General features: G+C 38.6%; 15 protein-coding genes and 1 pseudogene. 1 reads left to right on the top strand and 15 read right to left on the bottom strand.

Translation table 11 applies throughout. From position 1 onward, the window contains the following. Positions 1-9: 9 nt before the first annotated feature. The 5 genes from leuC to udk form a co-directional block, all read right to left on the bottom strand. A complete protein-coding gene (gene leuC / locus HMPREF0819_RS00775; protein ID WP_044023244.1) occupies positions 10-1,398 on the bottom strand; it encodes a 3-isopropylmalate dehydratase large subunit in 1,389 nt (462 codons plus the stop codon). Positions 1,399-1,421: 23 nt separating this feature from the next. Continuing rightward, positions 1,422-1,700 (bottom strand): DUF1294 domain-containing protein, encoded by a 279-nt coding sequence (locus HMPREF0819_RS00770; RefSeq protein WP_004230990.1) that lies wholly within the window; start codon positions 1,698-1,700, stop codon positions 1,422-1,424. Next, on the bottom strand, positions 1,697-2,734 hold the full coding sequence (leuB, locus tag HMPREF0819_RS00765; RefSeq protein WP_004230988.1) for a 3-isopropylmalate dehydrogenase: 1,038 nt from the start codon (positions 2,732-2,734) through the stop codon (positions 1,697-1,699). Before leuB ends, HMPREF0819_RS00770 begins: the two co-directional genes overlap by 4 nt. Positions 2,735-2,781: 47 nt before the next feature. Beyond that, a complete protein-coding gene (locus tag HMPREF0819_RS00760) occupies positions 2,782-4,347 on the bottom strand; it encodes a 2-isopropylmalate synthase (protein ID WP_004230986.1) in 1,566 nt (521 codons plus the stop codon). Positions 4,348-4,650: 303 nt separating this feature from the next. After that, positions 4,651-5,283, bottom strand: a complete 633-nt coding sequence (udk, locus tag HMPREF0819_RS00755; protein WP_004230980.1) for a uridine kinase — start codon at positions 5,281-5,283, stop codon at positions 4,651-4,653. A gap of 154 nt (positions 5,284-5,437) precedes the next feature. On the opposite strand from udk, the gene HMPREF0819_RS00750 reads away from it, so the two are divergent. Beyond that, on the top strand, positions 5,438-6,523 hold the full coding sequence (locus tag HMPREF0819_RS00750; RefSeq protein WP_004230978.1) for a DEAD/DEAH box helicase: 1,086 nt from the start codon (positions 5,438-5,440) through the stop codon (positions 6,521-6,523). A 40-nt stretch (positions 6,524-6,563) separates the two neighbouring features. On the opposite strand, the gene HMPREF0819_RS09205 is transcribed toward HMPREF0819_RS00750, so the two are convergent. From HMPREF0819_RS09205 to ptsP, 10 genes and pseudogenes are all read right to left on the bottom strand, one after another. Then, on the bottom strand, positions 6,564-7,124 hold the full coding sequence (locus HMPREF0819_RS09205; RefSeq protein ID WP_336495112.1) for an FIVAR domain-containing protein: 561 nt from the start codon (positions 7,122-7,124) through the stop codon (positions 6,564-6,566). 53 nt (positions 7,125-7,177) lie between these two features. Further along, positions 7,178-7,786 carry an FIVAR domain-containing protein gene (locus HMPREF0819_RS09195; RefSeq protein ID WP_333564012.1) on the bottom strand — a complete coding sequence of 203 codons (609 nt, stop codon included), beginning with the start codon at positions 7,784-7,786 and terminating at the stop codon, positions 7,178-7,180. Between the two features lie 89 nt (positions 7,787-7,875). Beyond that, positions 7,876-8,124 (bottom strand): hypothetical protein, encoded by a 249-nt coding sequence (locus HMPREF0819_RS09190; protein WP_004230973.1) that lies wholly within the window; start codon positions 8,122-8,124, stop codon positions 7,876-7,878. A gap of 327 nt (positions 8,125-8,451) precedes the next feature. Then, positions 8,452-9,087 (bottom strand): Fn3-like domain-containing protein, encoded by a 636-nt coding sequence (locus HMPREF0819_RS09185; protein WP_004230970.1) that lies wholly within the window; start codon positions 9,085-9,087, stop codon positions 8,452-8,454. A gap of 30 nt (positions 9,088-9,117) precedes the next feature. Then, positions 9,118-9,744 carry a S8 family serine peptidase gene (locus HMPREF0819_RS09180; RefSeq protein WP_004230968.1) on the bottom strand — a complete coding sequence of 209 codons (627 nt, stop codon included), beginning with the start codon at positions 9,742-9,744 and terminating at the stop codon, positions 9,118-9,120. 51 nt (positions 9,745-9,795) lie between these two features. Further along, a complete protein-coding gene (locus HMPREF0819_RS09175; protein WP_004230966.1) occupies positions 9,796-10,491 on the bottom strand; it encodes a S8 family serine peptidase in 696 nt (231 codons plus the stop codon). A 574-nt stretch (positions 10,492-11,065) separates the two neighbouring features. Next, a pseudogene (locus HMPREF0819_RS09520) lies at positions 11,066-11,150 on the bottom strand (YSIRK-type signal peptide-containing protein); the annotation flags it as partial. A 203-nt stretch (positions 11,151-11,353) separates the two neighbouring features. Beyond that, a complete protein-coding gene (locus HMPREF0819_RS00740; RefSeq protein WP_004230964.1) occupies positions 11,354-12,997 on the bottom strand; it encodes a phosphoenolpyruvate carboxykinase (ATP) in 1,644 nt (547 codons plus the stop codon). A gap of 174 nt (positions 12,998-13,171) precedes the next feature. Beyond that, complete coding sequence (locus tag HMPREF0819_RS00735; protein WP_004230963.1) at positions 13,172-14,602, bottom strand: NADP-dependent glyceraldehyde-3-phosphate dehydrogenase; 1,431 nt, start codon at positions 14,600-14,602, stop codon at positions 13,172-13,174. 271 nt (positions 14,603-14,873) lie between these two features. Continuing rightward, complete coding sequence (ptsP, locus tag HMPREF0819_RS00730) at positions 14,874-16,607, bottom strand: phosphoenolpyruvate--protein phosphotransferase (RefSeq protein ID WP_004230962.1); 1,734 nt, start codon at positions 16,605-16,607, stop codon at positions 14,874-14,876. Between the last annotated feature and the right edge of the window lie 4 nt (positions 16,608-16,611).

The raw sequence follows: 16,611 nt of genomic DNA, 5'->3' as shown, positions 1-16,611 counted from the left end.
TTCTCTCCTTTACTGAATTTCTGATAGTTGACGCACATCGACAAATTTTCCGGCAATCGCTGCCGCCGCTGCCATGGCTGGACTACAAAGGTGAGTACGAGCTCCAAATCCTTGGCGACCTTCAAAATTACGATTACTTGTTGAAGCGCAATGAACACCTTCTGGCACATGGTCTGGGTTCATACCAAGACACATTGAGCAACCAGGCTCACGCCACTCAAAACCAGCATCCGTGAAAATTTTATCAAGTCCAAGACGCTCTGCTTCTTTCTTAACTGGACGAGATCCCGGAACAACAATTGCTGTCAATTTGGGTGAGATATATTTTCCTTTAACAATCTTCGCTGCCAATTCAAGGTCTGACAATCGAGCATTGGTACAAGAACCAATGAAGACATAACCAAGGTCGATATCTTCAGCTTTATCACCAGGTTTAATGTCCATGTAGTGATAAGCACGTTCATCATTCATGTCTTTAATTTCTGGGAATGGTTGACCAAATTCAACGCCCATTTCAGGGTTGGTTCCCCAAGTCACCATTGGCGCCAGTTCCGATACATCGATAGTGATGACTTTGTCGTATTTGGCATCAGGATCAGAAACTAACGTCTTCCAGTCTTCTACTGCTTGGTCAAATTTCTCACCTTTAGGTGCTGCTTCACGACCTTTAACATAATCAAATGTTTTTTGGTCTGGGTTCATCAGGCCCATTTTCGCACCAAATTCGATAGACATATTAGCAATAGTCATACGCTCATCCATTGAAAGAGCATCGATAGCTTCACCACAATATTCGACCGCATATCCGACACCAGCATCAACACCGTATTTGGCAATCAAAGCAAGGATAAAGTCTTTTGAATACACACCTTTTTGTGGTTTCCCGACAAATTCAACTTTCATTTTTTTAGGTTTCACTTGCCAGATACATTGTGTTGCAAACACATGCTCAACTTCTGAAGTACCGATACCAAAGGCAATCGCCCCAAAAGCACCGTGTGTCGCTGTATGGCTGTCCCCGCAGACAATAAATTTTCCAGGTTGACTGCGTCCTGTTTCTGGACCAACCATATGAACAATTCCTTGACGCTCAGTCCCATGCGTTGCAGCATCAATGCCAAATTCTTCGACATTTCTAGCAAGCATATCAATTTGATTTTTAGAAATCAAATCACGGATATTAAAAATATCTACCGTCGGCACATTGTGGTCTGTTGTACCAAATGTTAACTCAGGTCGACGTACCTTTCGTCCAGCATCACGAAGGCCTTGAAAGGCTTGTGGACTTGTCACTTCATGAATATAATGCTGGTCAACATACATAAGCTGAGGTTCGCCTTCTTCACCTGTAATCACATGACGCTCCCAAAGCTTATCAAAAATCGATTTTCCGCTCATATTTTCCTCCACTGTCCTTGTCATCATTTCCACATCATGAAACACCAATAGGCAAAAACAACATTGATGATAATTCCAAGATACCAACAAGCTCTAAAATACCATTTTAAGGTTTTATGATGGAAAAAATTACCGCCCAGAAAAGCACCTAAACCGCCAAATAAGATGCTCTCCCATAATAAGGTTTTCTCTGGAATTCGCCATTTTCCCTTGATAGCCCTAATCTTATCAACACCATATGTGATAAAGACAAAAACATTCCATAAAATGAAAACAAAGACGACATACTGTTTTATACTCATAGATTTGCAATAATGGCTGCTGTCATTTCGGCTGTAGTTGCCTGACCTCCTAAATCTCGTGTCAAAATGCCTTGGTTAAAAGTCTTATCAACTGCTTCTTCAATCATTTCAGCACCAGCTAATTCTCCAAAACTTTCACGAAGCATCATCGCTACAGACAAAATCATGCTGACTGGGTTTGCAATGCCTTTTCCAGCAATATCTGGGGCAGAACCATGGATAGGCTCATAAAGGCTTGGACCATTTTCTGAATGGCTAGCCGATGGCATCACACCAAGCGTACCAGGAAGGACACTTGACTCATCCGACAAAATATCACCGAATAAGTTCTCAGTGACGATAACATCAAAACGAGCTGGGTTAGTAATCATAATCATAGCCGCGCTATCAACCAATTGATGCTCCAAAGTCACATCAGGAAATTCTAGAGCAACTTCTTCAGCAACTTTACGCCATAATTTTGACGTTGACAAAACATTTTGTTTATCGATGCTAGTGACTTTCTTGCCACGGACTTGGGCCAGTTCAAAAGCTTTACGGATGATACGACGGATTTCTTGGGCTGAATAATCGTTGATGTCACGCGCAGCTTCATCTTCTAATTTGTGTTCACCAAAATAAATGCCTCCTGTCAATTCACGCACTACCACAAAATCAACACCTTCAATGCGTTCAGGTTTTAATGGTGACAAGTGTTTTAGCGCATCAAAAATTCGAACAGGACGAATATTGGCAAAAAGATTCAATTCTTTACGGATGGCAAGAAGACCTTGTTCTGGTCGAACTGTCGCATTGTCATATTTTGGTCCACCAATCGCTGCCAACAAAATAGCATCCGCTGATTTAGCAGCATCTAAAGTGTCTTTTGGCAGAGGATGCCCACTAGCATCAATTCCAGCACCACCAAAAGGTTTAGCATCAATATCATAATCAAAACCAATTTTATTAGCGACAGCTTCGAGAACTTCAAGACCTGCTGACATAATCTCTGGACCAATTCCGTCTCCTGCTAACGTTACAATTTTTTTAGTCATCTTTATCCCTTGCGTGAAATAATCAAATTCTCACGCGACTTCCTTTCTTAGTCATTTGTTGGCACATCACGAAATGAAACAGATTTGCCAATTTCTCCCGCATTTTCTTTTTGAACAAGCGCATTTGCATTCACGTAAGCAATCGCACCTGCTTTTAACACATCAAAATCAATACCTGAAGCATTAAAAATCGTACCTGAATCACTGTTTTCAACTGATACAGACACGCGAGCTTGAGAATCAATGCCATCAGTCACAGCATCTATTGTATAGCTGAGAAGACGAACTTTTTGATTAAAGAATTTATCAACCGCATTGTAGACTGCTTCAACAGAACCTTTACCATCAGCTAGAACTTCAACCTCTTCTCCATCAGCATTCACCATGATAACTTCTGCAGTGACTGTTTCATCAGCGTTAGATTTGAGTTTCAAATCTCCAAAATGGAAGCCTTCTGGATTTTCAATCTCTGTACCAGCAACCAAAGCTCTGATATCAGCATCTGTGATTTCTGTTTTCTTATCAGCCAATTTTTTGAATTTGCTAAAGAGTGGTTTGATTTCTGTTTCTTCAAAAGCAAGCTCTAGTTCTTTTAATTTTTCAACAAAGGCATGTCGTCCTGAAAGTTTTCCAAGAGGAAGTGAGTTATGCTTAACCCCGACAAGCTCTGGCGTAATGATTTCATAGGTAAGAGGATTTTTAAGCACACCATCTTGGTGAATACCTGATTCGTGTGAGAAGGCATTGCCACCAACCACTGCTTTATTTTTAGGAATTGGAATTCCTGAGAAGCGAGAAATCAATTCTGAAGTGTTAACTGTTTCGTTAAGAACAATATCAGAGGTTGCTTGATAATACTCCTCACGAATATTAAGAGCGACAGCAACTTCTTCGAGCGCTACGTTTCCAGCTCGTTCTCCAATTCCATTTACTGTACCTTCAACACGGCCAGCACCATTTTTAATAGCTTCTAGTGTATTAGCCGTTGCCATACCAAGGTCATCATGGCAGTGCGGGCTAAAAATAATCTCATGGTCAGATGTTACATTTTCAATAAGATATTTAAAGATATTTCCGAACTCTTCTGGTGTCGTAAAGCCGACAGTATCAGGAATATTAATGTAAGTAGCCCCCGCATCAACCGCTGTTTGAACTACCTCAAGCAGATAATTAAGTTCAGTACGTGTGGCATCTTCTGGTGAAAATTCAACTACGTCAAATTTACTACGCGCATAAGTTACATGCTCTTTGATGATATCAAGAATTTCTTCTTTTGTCTTTTTCAATTTGTATTCGCGGTGAATAGGACTTGTAGCAATGAAGACATGACATTGTGGGTATTTGGCATCTTTCAATGCTTCATAACACGCATCAATATCTGACTTTACAGAACGTGCTAAACCAGACACAGCAGTTGTAGTCATTGCTTTTGAAATTTGACAAACTGCTTCAAATGAATCTGGACTTGCTGCTGGAAAACCAGCTTCAATAGATGCAATTCCCCATTTTTCAAGTTGCTTTGCAATAGCAACTTTTTCTTTCACAGAAAAATTCACGCCTGGGGTCTGTTCACCGTCACGAAGAGTGGTATCAAGAAATTCAACTTTACGCATAGTAACCTCTTTCTAATTCTAGCAAAAACATTAAGATAAAAATAAAAACATCTCACGGTTAAGCGAGATGTTTTCATCCCGCTTGGTAAGCCAAACAGGACTAATGCTCTTATGCACTAGCCCTCATCACGCAATAGCAAGACTGTCATTGTTGTGAATGTCATTGACTTTTTTCCCTTCGATGTTTTTCGTTTTTTTACATAATACTCTTTTATTAACTAAAAGTCAACAGAATAATCAAAATAAAATAAATTTTCTGAAAATAGTTACAAAAAGTAAAAGAGCTGGTGTAACCAGCCCTTCTTATTCTTCGTTTTCTTTCAAAATCGCTGCAATCTTAGTGTTGATAAGGTCAATCGCAACAACGTTTGAAGCACCTTCAGGAATGATAATGTCAGCATAACGTTTTGTTGGTTCGATAAATTGGTGGAACATTGGTTTAACCACTGAAGTGTATTGTTCAATAACACTATCAAGGCTACGTCCACGTTCCTCCATATCGCGTTTAATACGACGGATAATACGAATATCATCATCAGTGTCAACGAAAAGTTTGATATCCATCAAGTCACGAAGACGTTTGTCTTCAAGAACCATGATACCTTCAACGATAATAACGTCTTGAGGTTCTTGACGGTATGTTTTATCACTACGTGTGTGCAATGTGTAGTCATAAATTGGAATATCAACTGGACGACCTGCAATCAATTCGTTGATGTGTTCAATCATCAAATCTGTATCAAAAGCAAGTGGGTGGTCATAGTTAGTTGTAGCACGTTCTTCAAAAGTCAAATGACTTTGATCTTTGTAGTAAGAATCGTGTTGAATCATTGCAATTTTTTGATCTTGGAAGTTAGCCAAAATTGCTTTAGAAACGCTGGTTTTTCCGCCACCAGATCCACCAGTAACACCAATAATAATAGGTTTTTTACGCATTTATTACTCCAAATAAAAAATATTTCCTATCTATTCTACTACTTTTTTTAAATTTTTCAAATATTGTAATCCCTTACTTGTCTTTTATTTGAAAAAAGTTGACTTTTTATATGTTATAATGGGGTAAAGAACTTATACAAAGAAAAGGAAAACTATGATCTCACAATTTCCACAAGTATGGCAAGACCAACTAAAAGAAGCAGGATTTTCTAAACTAACAGACATTCAAAAACAAGTCTTTGAACCAATTTCACAAGGAGATAACCTTCTTGGTATTAGCCCGACAGGTACAGGTAAAACGTTAGCTTACCTATTTCCAGCATTGCTAAAATTAAAACCTAAAAAATCACAACAATTACTTATTTTAGCGCCAAATACTGAGCTAGCTGGACAAATCTTTGACGTTACTAAAACATGGGCTGAGCCTTTAAATCTATCAACACAGCTTTTCATTTCGGGTTCTAGCCAAAAACGCCAAATCGAACGTTTGAAAAAAGGTCCTGAAATTTTAATTGGAACGCCAGGGCGTGTCTTTGAACTTGTCAAACTAAAGAAAATCAAAATGATGAATGTTGACACTATCATCCTAGATGAATTTGATGAATTATTAAGTGACTCTCAATATCATTTTGTTGAAAATATCATTCACCGTGTTCCGCGCGACCATCAAATGATTTACATGAGCGCAACAGATAAAGTTGATCCTGAAGTTTTAGCTGAAAATACGATTACTATCAATCTTTCTGACCAAAAACTTGACCAGATTGCTCACTACTACATTTCAGTTGACAAGCGTGACCGTGTTGAATTGCTTCGTAAATTCGCAAACATTCCTGATTTTCGTGGTCTCGTCTTCTTCAATAGTCTTTCAGACCTCGGTGCAGCTGAGGAACGCTTACAGTTCAACCGTGCATCTGCTGTTTCTTTAGCTTCAGATATCAATGTAAAATTCCGTAAAGTCATCCTTGAAAAATTCAAGAATCATGATATCTCACTTCTTCTGGGAACAGATTTGGTGGCACGTGGTATCGATATTGACAACCTTGAATATGTCATCAATTTTGAAGTTGCTCGCGATAAGGAAACCTACACACACCGTGCTGGACGAACTGGACGCATGGGCAAATCTGGTGTTGTTATCACATTTGTCAGCCACAAAGAAGACTTGAAAAGACTTAAAAAATTCGCTGATGTCTCAGAAGTTTATCTTAAAAAACAAGAACTTCATTTGAAAAAATAATATCTAAAAATGCATAGCCAACTAGGCTATGCATTATTTTTTATTCTTGTACGTGTTTTCGTTTTTCCCAGATAAGAGAAACACCTGCTAAGATTACAAATCCTAATGAAACTAAGAATGGTTCCGATTGACTAGATGTCGTAGGAAGATAAGCAGTCTCTTTGGATTGTTTAAGTGGCGAAGCAGATTTTCCTGCTAAACCTCGTTTATTCACCCCTAGGGCTACTACCTCTCCTCCTTTCTCACTGGCACTTTGAGTTCTCATCGATTGTGGTGGTGTTTCACTCTTAATAACCTCTTTTGGAATGAAATCATTAAGCTCAGTTTGATTAGATGTGGTTTGATTTTCTTTTCCATCAAGCTCAGCTTCTGCCGCTTTTAGGTTAGCTAAGGCAGCATCGACCTCACCTTGAGTTGCTTCTGAATTGCTCAAAACAGCTTGCGCTTCGACTAAAGCTTGATTATAGGCTGTTTTTGCTGGTTCACTTGCATTTTTATATTTAGCTGATGTGACTTTCAAGACTTTTGATTTGTTTGAAAGATTTGAAAGTGCTCGGAAATCTGTTGCCTTTCCATCAAGAGCTTCACGCGCAGATTTCAAATTTTTCAATGTTGCATCAACTTCTTCTTGGGTTGGTGAACCTTTTGCAAGCACTAAGTTCGCTTTACGGTGCTGAGTGTCATAAGTGGTACGGGCTGCAACTCCAGCATTGTAATAAGCTGGTCTTCTTGTTCTGCTTGAAACTGACTATCTTCTTCAGTCAATGCCTTAAAGTCTGTCGTTTTGCCATCTAAAGCTTCAATAGCGTCTTGTAATGTTTGAAGTGCTGCATCAACTTCAATTTGTGTGTATTTTCCTGACAAAATGGCTTGCGCGCTTGTCAATGCATCTCGATAAGCTAAGAGTTTTTCTAGTGAAGCATTGTAATAACGCGCTTCATTTTCAATACCATTTGTTGCTTGTGTCGCCGCAATCAAAGCAGTTTTATCAATAATACTAAAAGCAATATGATTTTGTTTTCCATAAACAACTGTGAAATGTGGATCCTCATAAGGCTCATAACCAACTGGAAGTGGCAATTCTAATGTGTAGTCTCCAACATATACGTTTTTACCATAATCTTTCTTAGCATATCTTGCTGCTGGAATAACTGTCAGTTTGCCATTTTTATTTGAAATAGAAACTGTTGTACCCTTTGGAAGTTCCTTATCAAAATCAAGTACCAATGCTGCCTGATTACGCGTATGAACATAGAAATTCACCGTTTTGTAACTATCCGCATCTGAAAGCTTAATAATTTGGCTAGTTGGACCAGCTAATTCGGCAGCATCTGTATCATAAAGTGCAAGTTCTACAGTATAATCACCAAATGGCAAATTAACTGTAGATAAATCATTGCCATAAAATCATTGCCATAATACTTCAAATCAGTGATAACATTACCATCATGGTCTTTGACAATAAACGTATAATCAACATAACTTGCAACATTTGTCTGACCATCAAGAAGGTTGATTGTAACGCGCCCACTTTCATTTCCGACATTGACCAAATCACTAACTTTAGCCGTTTCCGTATTGCCAGCAAAATCTTCTACCACATAGTAAAAATCTTCTAGCGAAGCAGCATCAAGCGGTAAAGTAAACGAGACATCTGGATTTTGTTCAAGATAAACAGGGGTGTAATGGTCATCAATATAATAAACACGTCAACGTAAAACGCATGAACCATCATCTAAAGCTTTTTTAGGATTAAAGTTTTGGCTAGCTGCACCATAAGTTACAGTTGTGATAATTGGATTTTTACGATCGACAATAATATCAAATGCTAAATGTTGAGCTTATGCACCAATAACGGTTGGATAGTAAGTCAAGACATACTTGTATGAACCATCTGACAAGTCCTTACCATCCAGATTATCACCATATCAAATCGTTGATGAAAGAGCTGTTGAACCTCTTTCGCTCTTATAATTTTTAACTCCAGAAAAAGTCTCACTTTGCCATAAAGGATGCTCAAAATTGACATCATCTGCTGCATACACCGCAGCGCTAGTATCAGTATAATTTCTTAAAAAGACACCTTTGAAAGCTACGAAATCTTGCTTACCGTCATTATTTGGTGAGATAGCAAGTCGCGTTGTGCCATTTTCATCCATGTGCAAGACAAAGTCTCCATCATTGTTGGCATAAGTACCGAGAACGATTGGTTTTGAACTATCAGTCGAATTTGTTAGCAAAGCTGTCGTATCATCAGAACCAGAAACAATATGGTCACCATCAATTTCTAGATAAAAACCTTCTTTACCATCAGCCACCAATTTGTAGACAGGATCTTCCACAACAGCTAGATTTTGGAAATCACCTCTAAATCCAACAAACGGAAGGCTGACAACTTCAGCAAAATCAACCGAATCCAAGAAACGAACAAAACCTTCAAGATAATAACCATTTGGCATTTCTTTTGTTAATAGCTCAGCAAACTGACGTGCATCAACAGTAATCGTTACTTTCTCAGAACTATTAGCCTTCACAGTAATAGTTCTGCCAGCGATAATTGCCAAGTGTCGTGGTGATAAAGTAATCTTACCATCCTAGACAGCATCTGTTTGAAGATTTGTTTCATAGGTTAATGTCTTATCTTTATCGCTAATGTTATGAATAGTTACATCAAAATTAAAAGTATCTCCAACATTTCCTAGAGTGATACTGCCATAACCATCGTCACCTGTCAGATATAAACCAGAACTAATAGCTGATGCTGTATCAACTAGCCCTGCTCCTTGTTGGCGTGGCGAACTAAATTCACCTGCTTGTTCATCATAATGCGCCTTAGCATTGCTCATAATCAAAGCTTTTACCAAGTAAGCTATTTCGGCATCTGATTGTTCTGGGTATTTTTCCTTGAGGTACTGCTTAACCAAAGCTCCAACACCTGTTACGTGAGGAGCAGCCATACTTGTACCACTCATCAAACCGTATTGACCATCATTAAACGATGAATAAATGCTTCCTCCGGGTACTGAAACATCAGGTTTTAACTCACCATCACTCATCAATCCCCAGCTACTAAAACTTGAAAAAAGCCCAGCTTCAATATTATCAAATTTTTCAAGATTACCATTGAAACGAATTTTATAATTACCGTTTGCAAGAGCATTACCAAATTTATATGGAATAATTACGGCTGGAATAGCAACAGCTGTATCATCAAGGGGCATGCTGATATTTGCTCCTTGAGGGTCGTTGTTAAAAATAACGACTCCTTCAGCTCATTGAGCAATGGCGTTAGCAGTTTTCTCAGAAAAAGTTGAGCCACCACGCTTAATAAGAGCAATCTTTCCTGTTAAATCAACCCCTTGCACTTCTTCTGCTGTACCTGTACCTACGTAGACATAGTCATAATCTCTACCAATTTCAAATTTCTTTTCACTTTTATTTGGGTCAGAAAATGGGTATCTTCCGTAGTTTAAGTCCGCATTATTCTCCATTCCAACAAATGTAATGGCTTGACCTCTGGTATAATCGCTATTGTAAGACGCAACAGAAATAACTCCTTTTGCCGTTGAAGGATAGCCAACTAAGCCATAATCAATATTTTCAGCAAAAGGTTTTTGACCATCACCAAATGCCCCATCGTTCCCTGCTGAAATAACAACCGTTACACCTGCTCGTTGGGCTGCTTCAATTGCCTCAAGAAGACTTTCTTCAATATTTGCTGTTGAACCCGTGGTACTACCGAGGCTTAGATTAGTAGAATCAGCTCCAAGCTTAACAGCGTCTTCGATTGCTCTAACATACAATGCCGGACCAGTTGTATTTTTCAAATCTGAAAAAACTCGCAAGAAAATGACTCGAGCTTCTGGTGGCACACCATAGATATACTCATCTCCAGCTTTTTGAGTTGGGTTACCAGCTGCAATCCCTGTAACGTGCATACCATGAGCATCTTCAATTCCCTCTTTCAAATTGGTATTTCCATCAACGTAGTTATAACCGAAAATAACCTTGTCATTAAATCATTTTCCGTAAGTAATGCCTGCATCAGCCTTAGCCGCATCTATTTCCTCTTGACTCTTGTATTTTGCTTTTGATGGATCTGTGATGTGCAAAACATCATGATCAACATCCAAACCTAAATCAATGATTGCTACAACAGTTCCTTGACCTTTATAGCCGCTCTCCCAAACCTCTGGAATCTTGATTTGCTCATCTGTATCAATACTTTGTGGAGTTTCTGGTTGTTTAGCTTGACTTGCTTCTTACTGTGGTGTCGAGTCAAGTGTTTGATGCTGACAGTACTGACTTTATCTTGAGTGCTGTCAGCCACTTCATTTTCTGTCGGAAGACTTGCTTCTTGATTATCAGACAAATTGAGACCATCTTGATTAACAGTCTGAGACGAAACCTCTGATGTTTGTTCTGTAGCAAGCTCAACTTGAGTTTCATCTACCGCCTGACTGCTATCAACTACTTGAACAACTTGCTCTGTTCCCACCTGATTAAGTTGTACTGCAGAATTAACCTCATCAGCTGCTACATGCCCCGCTAAAAAGACTGTTACAATCAACACAGAAACCAATCCGACCTTGTACTTTCTCAACGATAAACGTTCTTTTTTACCCATAAATAAACCTCCAAAAAAGTTTTGCATACTGGTTCAACCAATATAAAACACATTAAAGTGCAAACAAAAAATAAATTCAATATATTTTCTGAAAATTCTATATCTTATGATATTTTTTATTATTATAAGCATATATAAGTAAGTTCTATACCTCACTCAAAAGCATAAAAAATCCTTGAGACTTCTCTCAAGGATTAGAAAAATTATTTCAAATTATTAATGACTTTCTCCAAACGTGAAATAGCTTCAACTGGCAAAGCAAGTTTGGGATTATTTTGGTTAAATGACAATAGATAATTCAAACGGAACTGCATGCGAGAACGAATCAGTTGTTTGTATTTATTATCAAATTCATGAACAGGATAATCTGGTAAATCTAGGTATTCAAAGCCTTCAATTGTTCCGAAATCTTTGAATTCAGTATCACCATCAACAATTTTTTCAATGATTTCAAGAGTAACTTCTTTTGGAATACTTTGTCCCAAGTAAGTTCCCGTATTAATGATGTAACAATCAACATCGCCTTCAAATAAAGAATGGAATTTTTGATAATCTTCAACTAATGGGTAGACCCTAAATGGATTTGCAAACGGTTCGATAACAAGCGTTTGTTTATTGCCTTCGATATTTTCAGCGCTTGAACGTTTTGTCATCAAAGTACAACCCATTGTCGCTGCCATTAATGGGTCATTTACCTTAATCACTGGAGGAAGGGAATCATCTTTCATAATCCAGAAAATGGCATTAATCGGCTCTTCAATGTGATCAACACGATTTGGTGTAGCAAAACGTGATTTAACTGTACGACCATTTCCATTTCGGATATCTTCAGTCATCAATTTCTTACGACCATTTTCATCCAAAGTCACACCACAGTTTTGAACTGTCACAAAGAAATCTTGTTCAGGATGACCTGTTGGGTAATCATTTGTTTTATCAAAATATGATGGTTCAAGTGCAATTGATGAACCGTCCTTTTCAGAAATGACAAAGGCATCATCGTGCAAAACCTTGATATCATATTTTCCATTATGCTTAGCGTGAGTAAGCGTTGATTTTCCAGAACCTGAAAGACCGAAGAATGAGGCAACAAAATCATTTCGGTCACCTTTACCTTGGAAGATTTTCAATCCACCATGACAAGATACATAACCATTACGAGCTGCTGTACCCCAAGCAAGCGTCAAAGTTGCCTTCTTCAATTCACCAAAATAATTAAGTCCTAAAATAGCTACACAATTGTGATTGGTATCAAAATAAACAAGACCATCTGGATAGTCAGGGTGAGACCACCTAGGATTGAAGAAAACAAAAATATCGTCTTCGTCGTAAGCTTTAGACTTTTTCAAACGATTCTTAACCTCTTCGTCCAAAATTTGGAAATTTAGCAACCATGAATAGAGATTATTGATTTCTTCTTCTGGCACCATCAGATGTGCTCGAACCATAAATTTTTCGTCCAAACCTACAATAGCATCTGCTTTGTAAAATTGGCGACGGTGTGCCTGATAAATAGCACTTCTGACAATGGATAACAAACGCTCATCTTCCTCATCATCCTGTCCGTAAATACGACGTGCTTTTGCTGTACGTCCAACTATAGCACCCGAATTTGTCAATAACACTCGAGCATAAGAAGGCAAACCAAGCTCCTTAGTATGAATAACTGGCATGTCCAAAATCACAGTTCCAGCTGCCATTGAAGCTAATTGATAGACCTCTTCTAAAGTTTTTATTGGATGAACCTGATTTTCATAAAATGCAGTTTCGACAATCGTTTTTAATGGAGAGAAATACGGACTACTTTTTCGCATTTCTGACGTTGAAAATTGATTACGTGTTACCATTTTCTACCTCCTATTTTATGGTTACTTTCATTCTACCAAAAAAGTATGCGTTTTCATAATCAAAAACGTAAACCCATTAGAAAATAAATATTATTTTCTAAAAATTCAATAAATAGCATTTTAAAAAAACAAAAAAGGTCAGAACAAATGTTCAAACCTTTCTATTAATATCTATTATTTAGCAATGTCAAATACAGTAGATTTAACAGTTGTCATAGCTTCAATAGAGTATTTCACACCTTGTGTTCCAGCACCAGATTTCTTAGCACCAAGGAATGGGAAGTTATCTGTACCACGTTGAGTTTTGTTGTTGATGTGAACAGTACCCACTTCAAGTTGTTCAGCAATCTTGAATGCTAATGGGAAGTTATTTGTAAATACAGAAGCTTGAAGACCGTATTCAGATTTGTTTGAGATTTCAATTGCTTCTTCAACTGAGTTTACACGGATAAATGGAAGGACTGGACCAAATGGTTCTTCCCAAGCCAAACGCATATCAGTTGTTACATTGTCAAACAATACTGGGCTGATAAGGTTACTTTCGCGTTTGAATGAGATAATTTCTTTTGCTCCTTTATCTTGAGCGTCTTTGATAAGACCTTCAACATAATCAGCAGCTTTTGTATCGATAAGTGGTGTAATGTCGGCATTGTCTTCTGGCATACCAACAGTCAAGTTTTTAACAAGAGCAGAAACTTTTTCAACCAATTTATCAGCAATGCTATCCATAACAAGAACACGTTTTACGGCAGTACAACGTTGACCTGAATAACCGTAAGCACCAGCTACGATATTTTTAGCAGCCAAGTCAAGGTCAGCATCTTCAAGAATGATAGCTGAGTCTTTACCACCAAGTTCAAGCATGATTGGACGCATACCAGCCAAGCGACCAATGTGTTCACCAACTGGAGTTGAACCTGTAAAGTTGATGTAGTTAACAGCTTCGTGTTCTACAATGTAGTCACCAATTACTGAACCACGTCCAGTGATTGTGTTAAATACACCTGCAGGAAGTCCAGCTTCAGCAAATGCTTCAGCCAAAAGAAGACCTGAAATAGAACCTTGCGTAGGTGGTTTAAGGGCAACTACGTTCCCTGAAATAAGGGCAGGAGCAATCTTAGAACCTGCAAGGTTAATTGGATAGTTAAATGGTGAGATAGCAAGTACCAAACCTACTGGTTCGCGACGAACAATAGCGATTTTTTTCTTGCTTGCTGGGTCAAAGCTGCCACCTTCAAGGACTTCACCTTCAAGACGAACACCTTCTTCAGCTGCGTAGTTGATGATTTCAGCAGTACGGATAACTTCACCTACAGCTGATTTGTAACCTTTCGCAATTTCTTTTGAAAGTACTGCACCGATTTTTTCAGCATCACGCATCAAAATATCTGCTGCTTTGTGAAGGTATTCTGCACGTTCTACATATGAAAGTGCACGCCATGCTTTTTGAGCTGCTTTTGCAGAAGCATAAACGTAATCAACTTCTTCATGGCTCATTGAAGGAACAGAACCAAGTTCTTCACCAGTTGCGGGAGCGTAAATTTTAATTTCTTCTTTAGAAAGTTTCCACTCACCGTTGACATAATTTTTATACTGTTTAGTCAAGTGATATCTCCTTTAAATGTGATAATTCCATTTTATCACTTTTTTTACTTTTTTCAATATTTTAACACGAAAAAATTCTGAAAATTTCGACAAATACTTTGTGCCTTCAAATCTTCATATTTATAAAAATAGTGAATAAAGTTTATTAGCAATAAAAGGCCTTTTCAAAAAAGCATACATCTTAAAGTCGACTCCAAGTCAAGTATTTTTAACACTTTTATAACAACTATAAAAAAGAACCTGAGATAATTCTCAGATTCTTTATATGTTATTAGTCAACGTTAACGTATTCTTTGCTAAGTTCAAGAACTTCTTCCATTGTTGAACATTCTGCAAGAGCACGGTTAGCGTATTCTTGCATTTTAGCTGTGTCAAGTTTCTTCATCAAGCTACGAGTACGAAGAATTGATGTAGCTGACATAGAGAACTCGTCAAGTCCCATTCCGACAAGAAGTGGAACAGCTTTTTGGTCACCGGCCATTTCTCCACACATACCTGCCCATTTACCTTCAGCATGCGCTGCCTTGATAACATTGTTAATCAAGCGAAGGATAGATGGGTTGTATGGTTGGTAGAGGTATGACACTTGTTCGTTCATACGGTCTGCAGCCATAGTGTATTGGATCAGGTCGTTGGTACCAATTGAGAAGAAGTCAACTTCTTTTGCAAATTGGTCAGCAAGCATGGCAGCTGCTGGGATTTCAATCATGATACCCACTTGGATGTTGTCAGCAACGGCAACACCTTCAGCTTTGAGGTTAGCTTTTTCTTCTTCGAAGACGGCTTTAGCTGCACGGAATTCTTTAAGTAGGGCAACCATTGGGAACATGATACGCAATTGACCATGTACAGACGCACGAAGAAGGGCACGGATTTGCGTACGGAACATGGCATCACCAGTCTCAGAGATTGAGATACGCAAAGCACGGAAACCAAGGAATGGGTTCATTTCTTTTGGAAGATCAAAGTAAGGCAATTCCTTATCGCCACCGATATCCATCGTACGAACCACAACAGGTTTACCGTTCATGCCTTCAAGAACAGCCTTGTAAGCTTCGTATTGCTCGTCTTCAGTTGGGAAGTCTTGAGAATCCATGTACAAGAACTCTGTACGATACAAACCAACAGCTTCGGCACCGTTATCGTTGACACCTTCAACGTCTTTAGGTGTCCCGATGTTAGCAGCCAATTCAAAGTGTTTACCGTCAGCAGTAACGGTTTCAGCGTCTTTAAGAAGAGCCCACTCTGCTTTTTGTTTAGCGTAAGCTTCACCAGCTGCCTTGAACTCAGCAACTTGCTCATCAGTTGGGTTCACAATAACTTCACCAGTGATACCGTTAACAGCAACCATGTCACCGTTTTTAACGATTTCAGTAATGTTATTTGTACCAAGAACAGCTGCAATTTCAAGTGTACGTGCCATGATAGCAGAGTGACTTGTACGTCCACCGATGTTTGTGACAAAGGCTTTGACGAAGTTTTTGTCCAATTGAGCAGTGTCAGATGGTGTCAAGTCGTGTGCAATCACGATTGCTTCTTCATCGATAGCAGCTGGGTTTGGCAATTTCTTACCAAGAAGGTTAGCCAATACACGCTTAGTAACGTCACGTATATCCGCCGCACGCTCTTGCATATATGGGTTGTCTTCCATGCCTTCAAAGATAGTGATGAACATGTCAGTCACTTCTTTAAGTCCTGCTTCTGCGTTAACTTGTTTTGCACGAATAGTTTCTTTAATTTGGCTGATCATTTCTGGGTCAGCAAGAACCATTAAATGTGCGTCAAATACGGCAGCTGCTTCTTCGCCAAGTGTTTCTACTGCTTTTTCACGTATAATAGAAAGCTCGTCTTGAGATGCTTTCAATGCGGCATCTAGGCGAGCTTCCTCTGCACTTGTATCTTCAACTGTAACAGTTTCAAATGACAAATCAGGTTGAACGAGTAGATACGCTTTAGCAACAGCAACACCATCAGATGCGGCAATTCCTTTAAGCATTTCTGTCATTTTC

It is taken from the genome of Streptococcus equinus ATCC 9812, from assembly GCF_000187265.1.
Taxonomy (GTDB): Bacteria; Bacillota; Bacilli; order Lactobacillales; family Streptococcaceae; genus Streptococcus; species Streptococcus equinus.
Note: the sequence above shows the minus strand (reverse complement) of the source record. Positions and strands in the feature narration are given on the sequence as shown.

Coding starts and splice junctions, on each gene's coding strand:
- leuC (WP_044023244.1), bottom strand. CDS start 1,398: ATGAGCGGAAAATCGATTTTTGATAAGCTTTGGGAGCGTCATGTGATT.
- HMPREF0819_RS00770 (WP_004230990.1), bottom strand. CDS start 1,700: ATGAGTATAAAACAGTATGTCGTCTTTGTTTTCATTTTATGGAATGTT.
- leuB (WP_004230988.1), bottom strand. CDS start 2,734: ATGACTAAAAAAATTGTAACGTTAGCAGGAGACGGAATTGGTCCAGAG.
- HMPREF0819_RS00760 (WP_004230986.1), bottom strand. CDS start 4,347: ATGCGTAAAGTTGAATTTCTTGATACCACTCTTCGTGACGGTGAACAG.
- udk (WP_004230980.1), bottom strand. CDS start 5,283: ATGCGTAAAAAACCTATTATTATTGGTGTTACTGGTGGATCTGGTGGC.
- HMPREF0819_RS00750 (WP_004230978.1), top strand. CDS start 5,438: ATGATCTCACAATTTCCACAAGTATGGCAAGACCAACTAAAAGAAGCA.
- HMPREF0819_RS09180 (WP_004230968.1), bottom strand. CDS start 9,744: ATGCCCCTTGATGATACAGCTGTTGCTATTCCAGCCGTAATTATTCCA.
- HMPREF0819_RS00740 (WP_004230964.1), bottom strand. CDS start 12,997: ATGGTAACACGTAATCAATTTTCAACGTCAGAAATGCGAAAAAGTAGT.
- ptsP (WP_004230962.1), bottom strand. CDS start 16,607: ATGACAGAAATGCTTAAAGGAATTGCCGCATCTGATGGTGTTGCTGTT.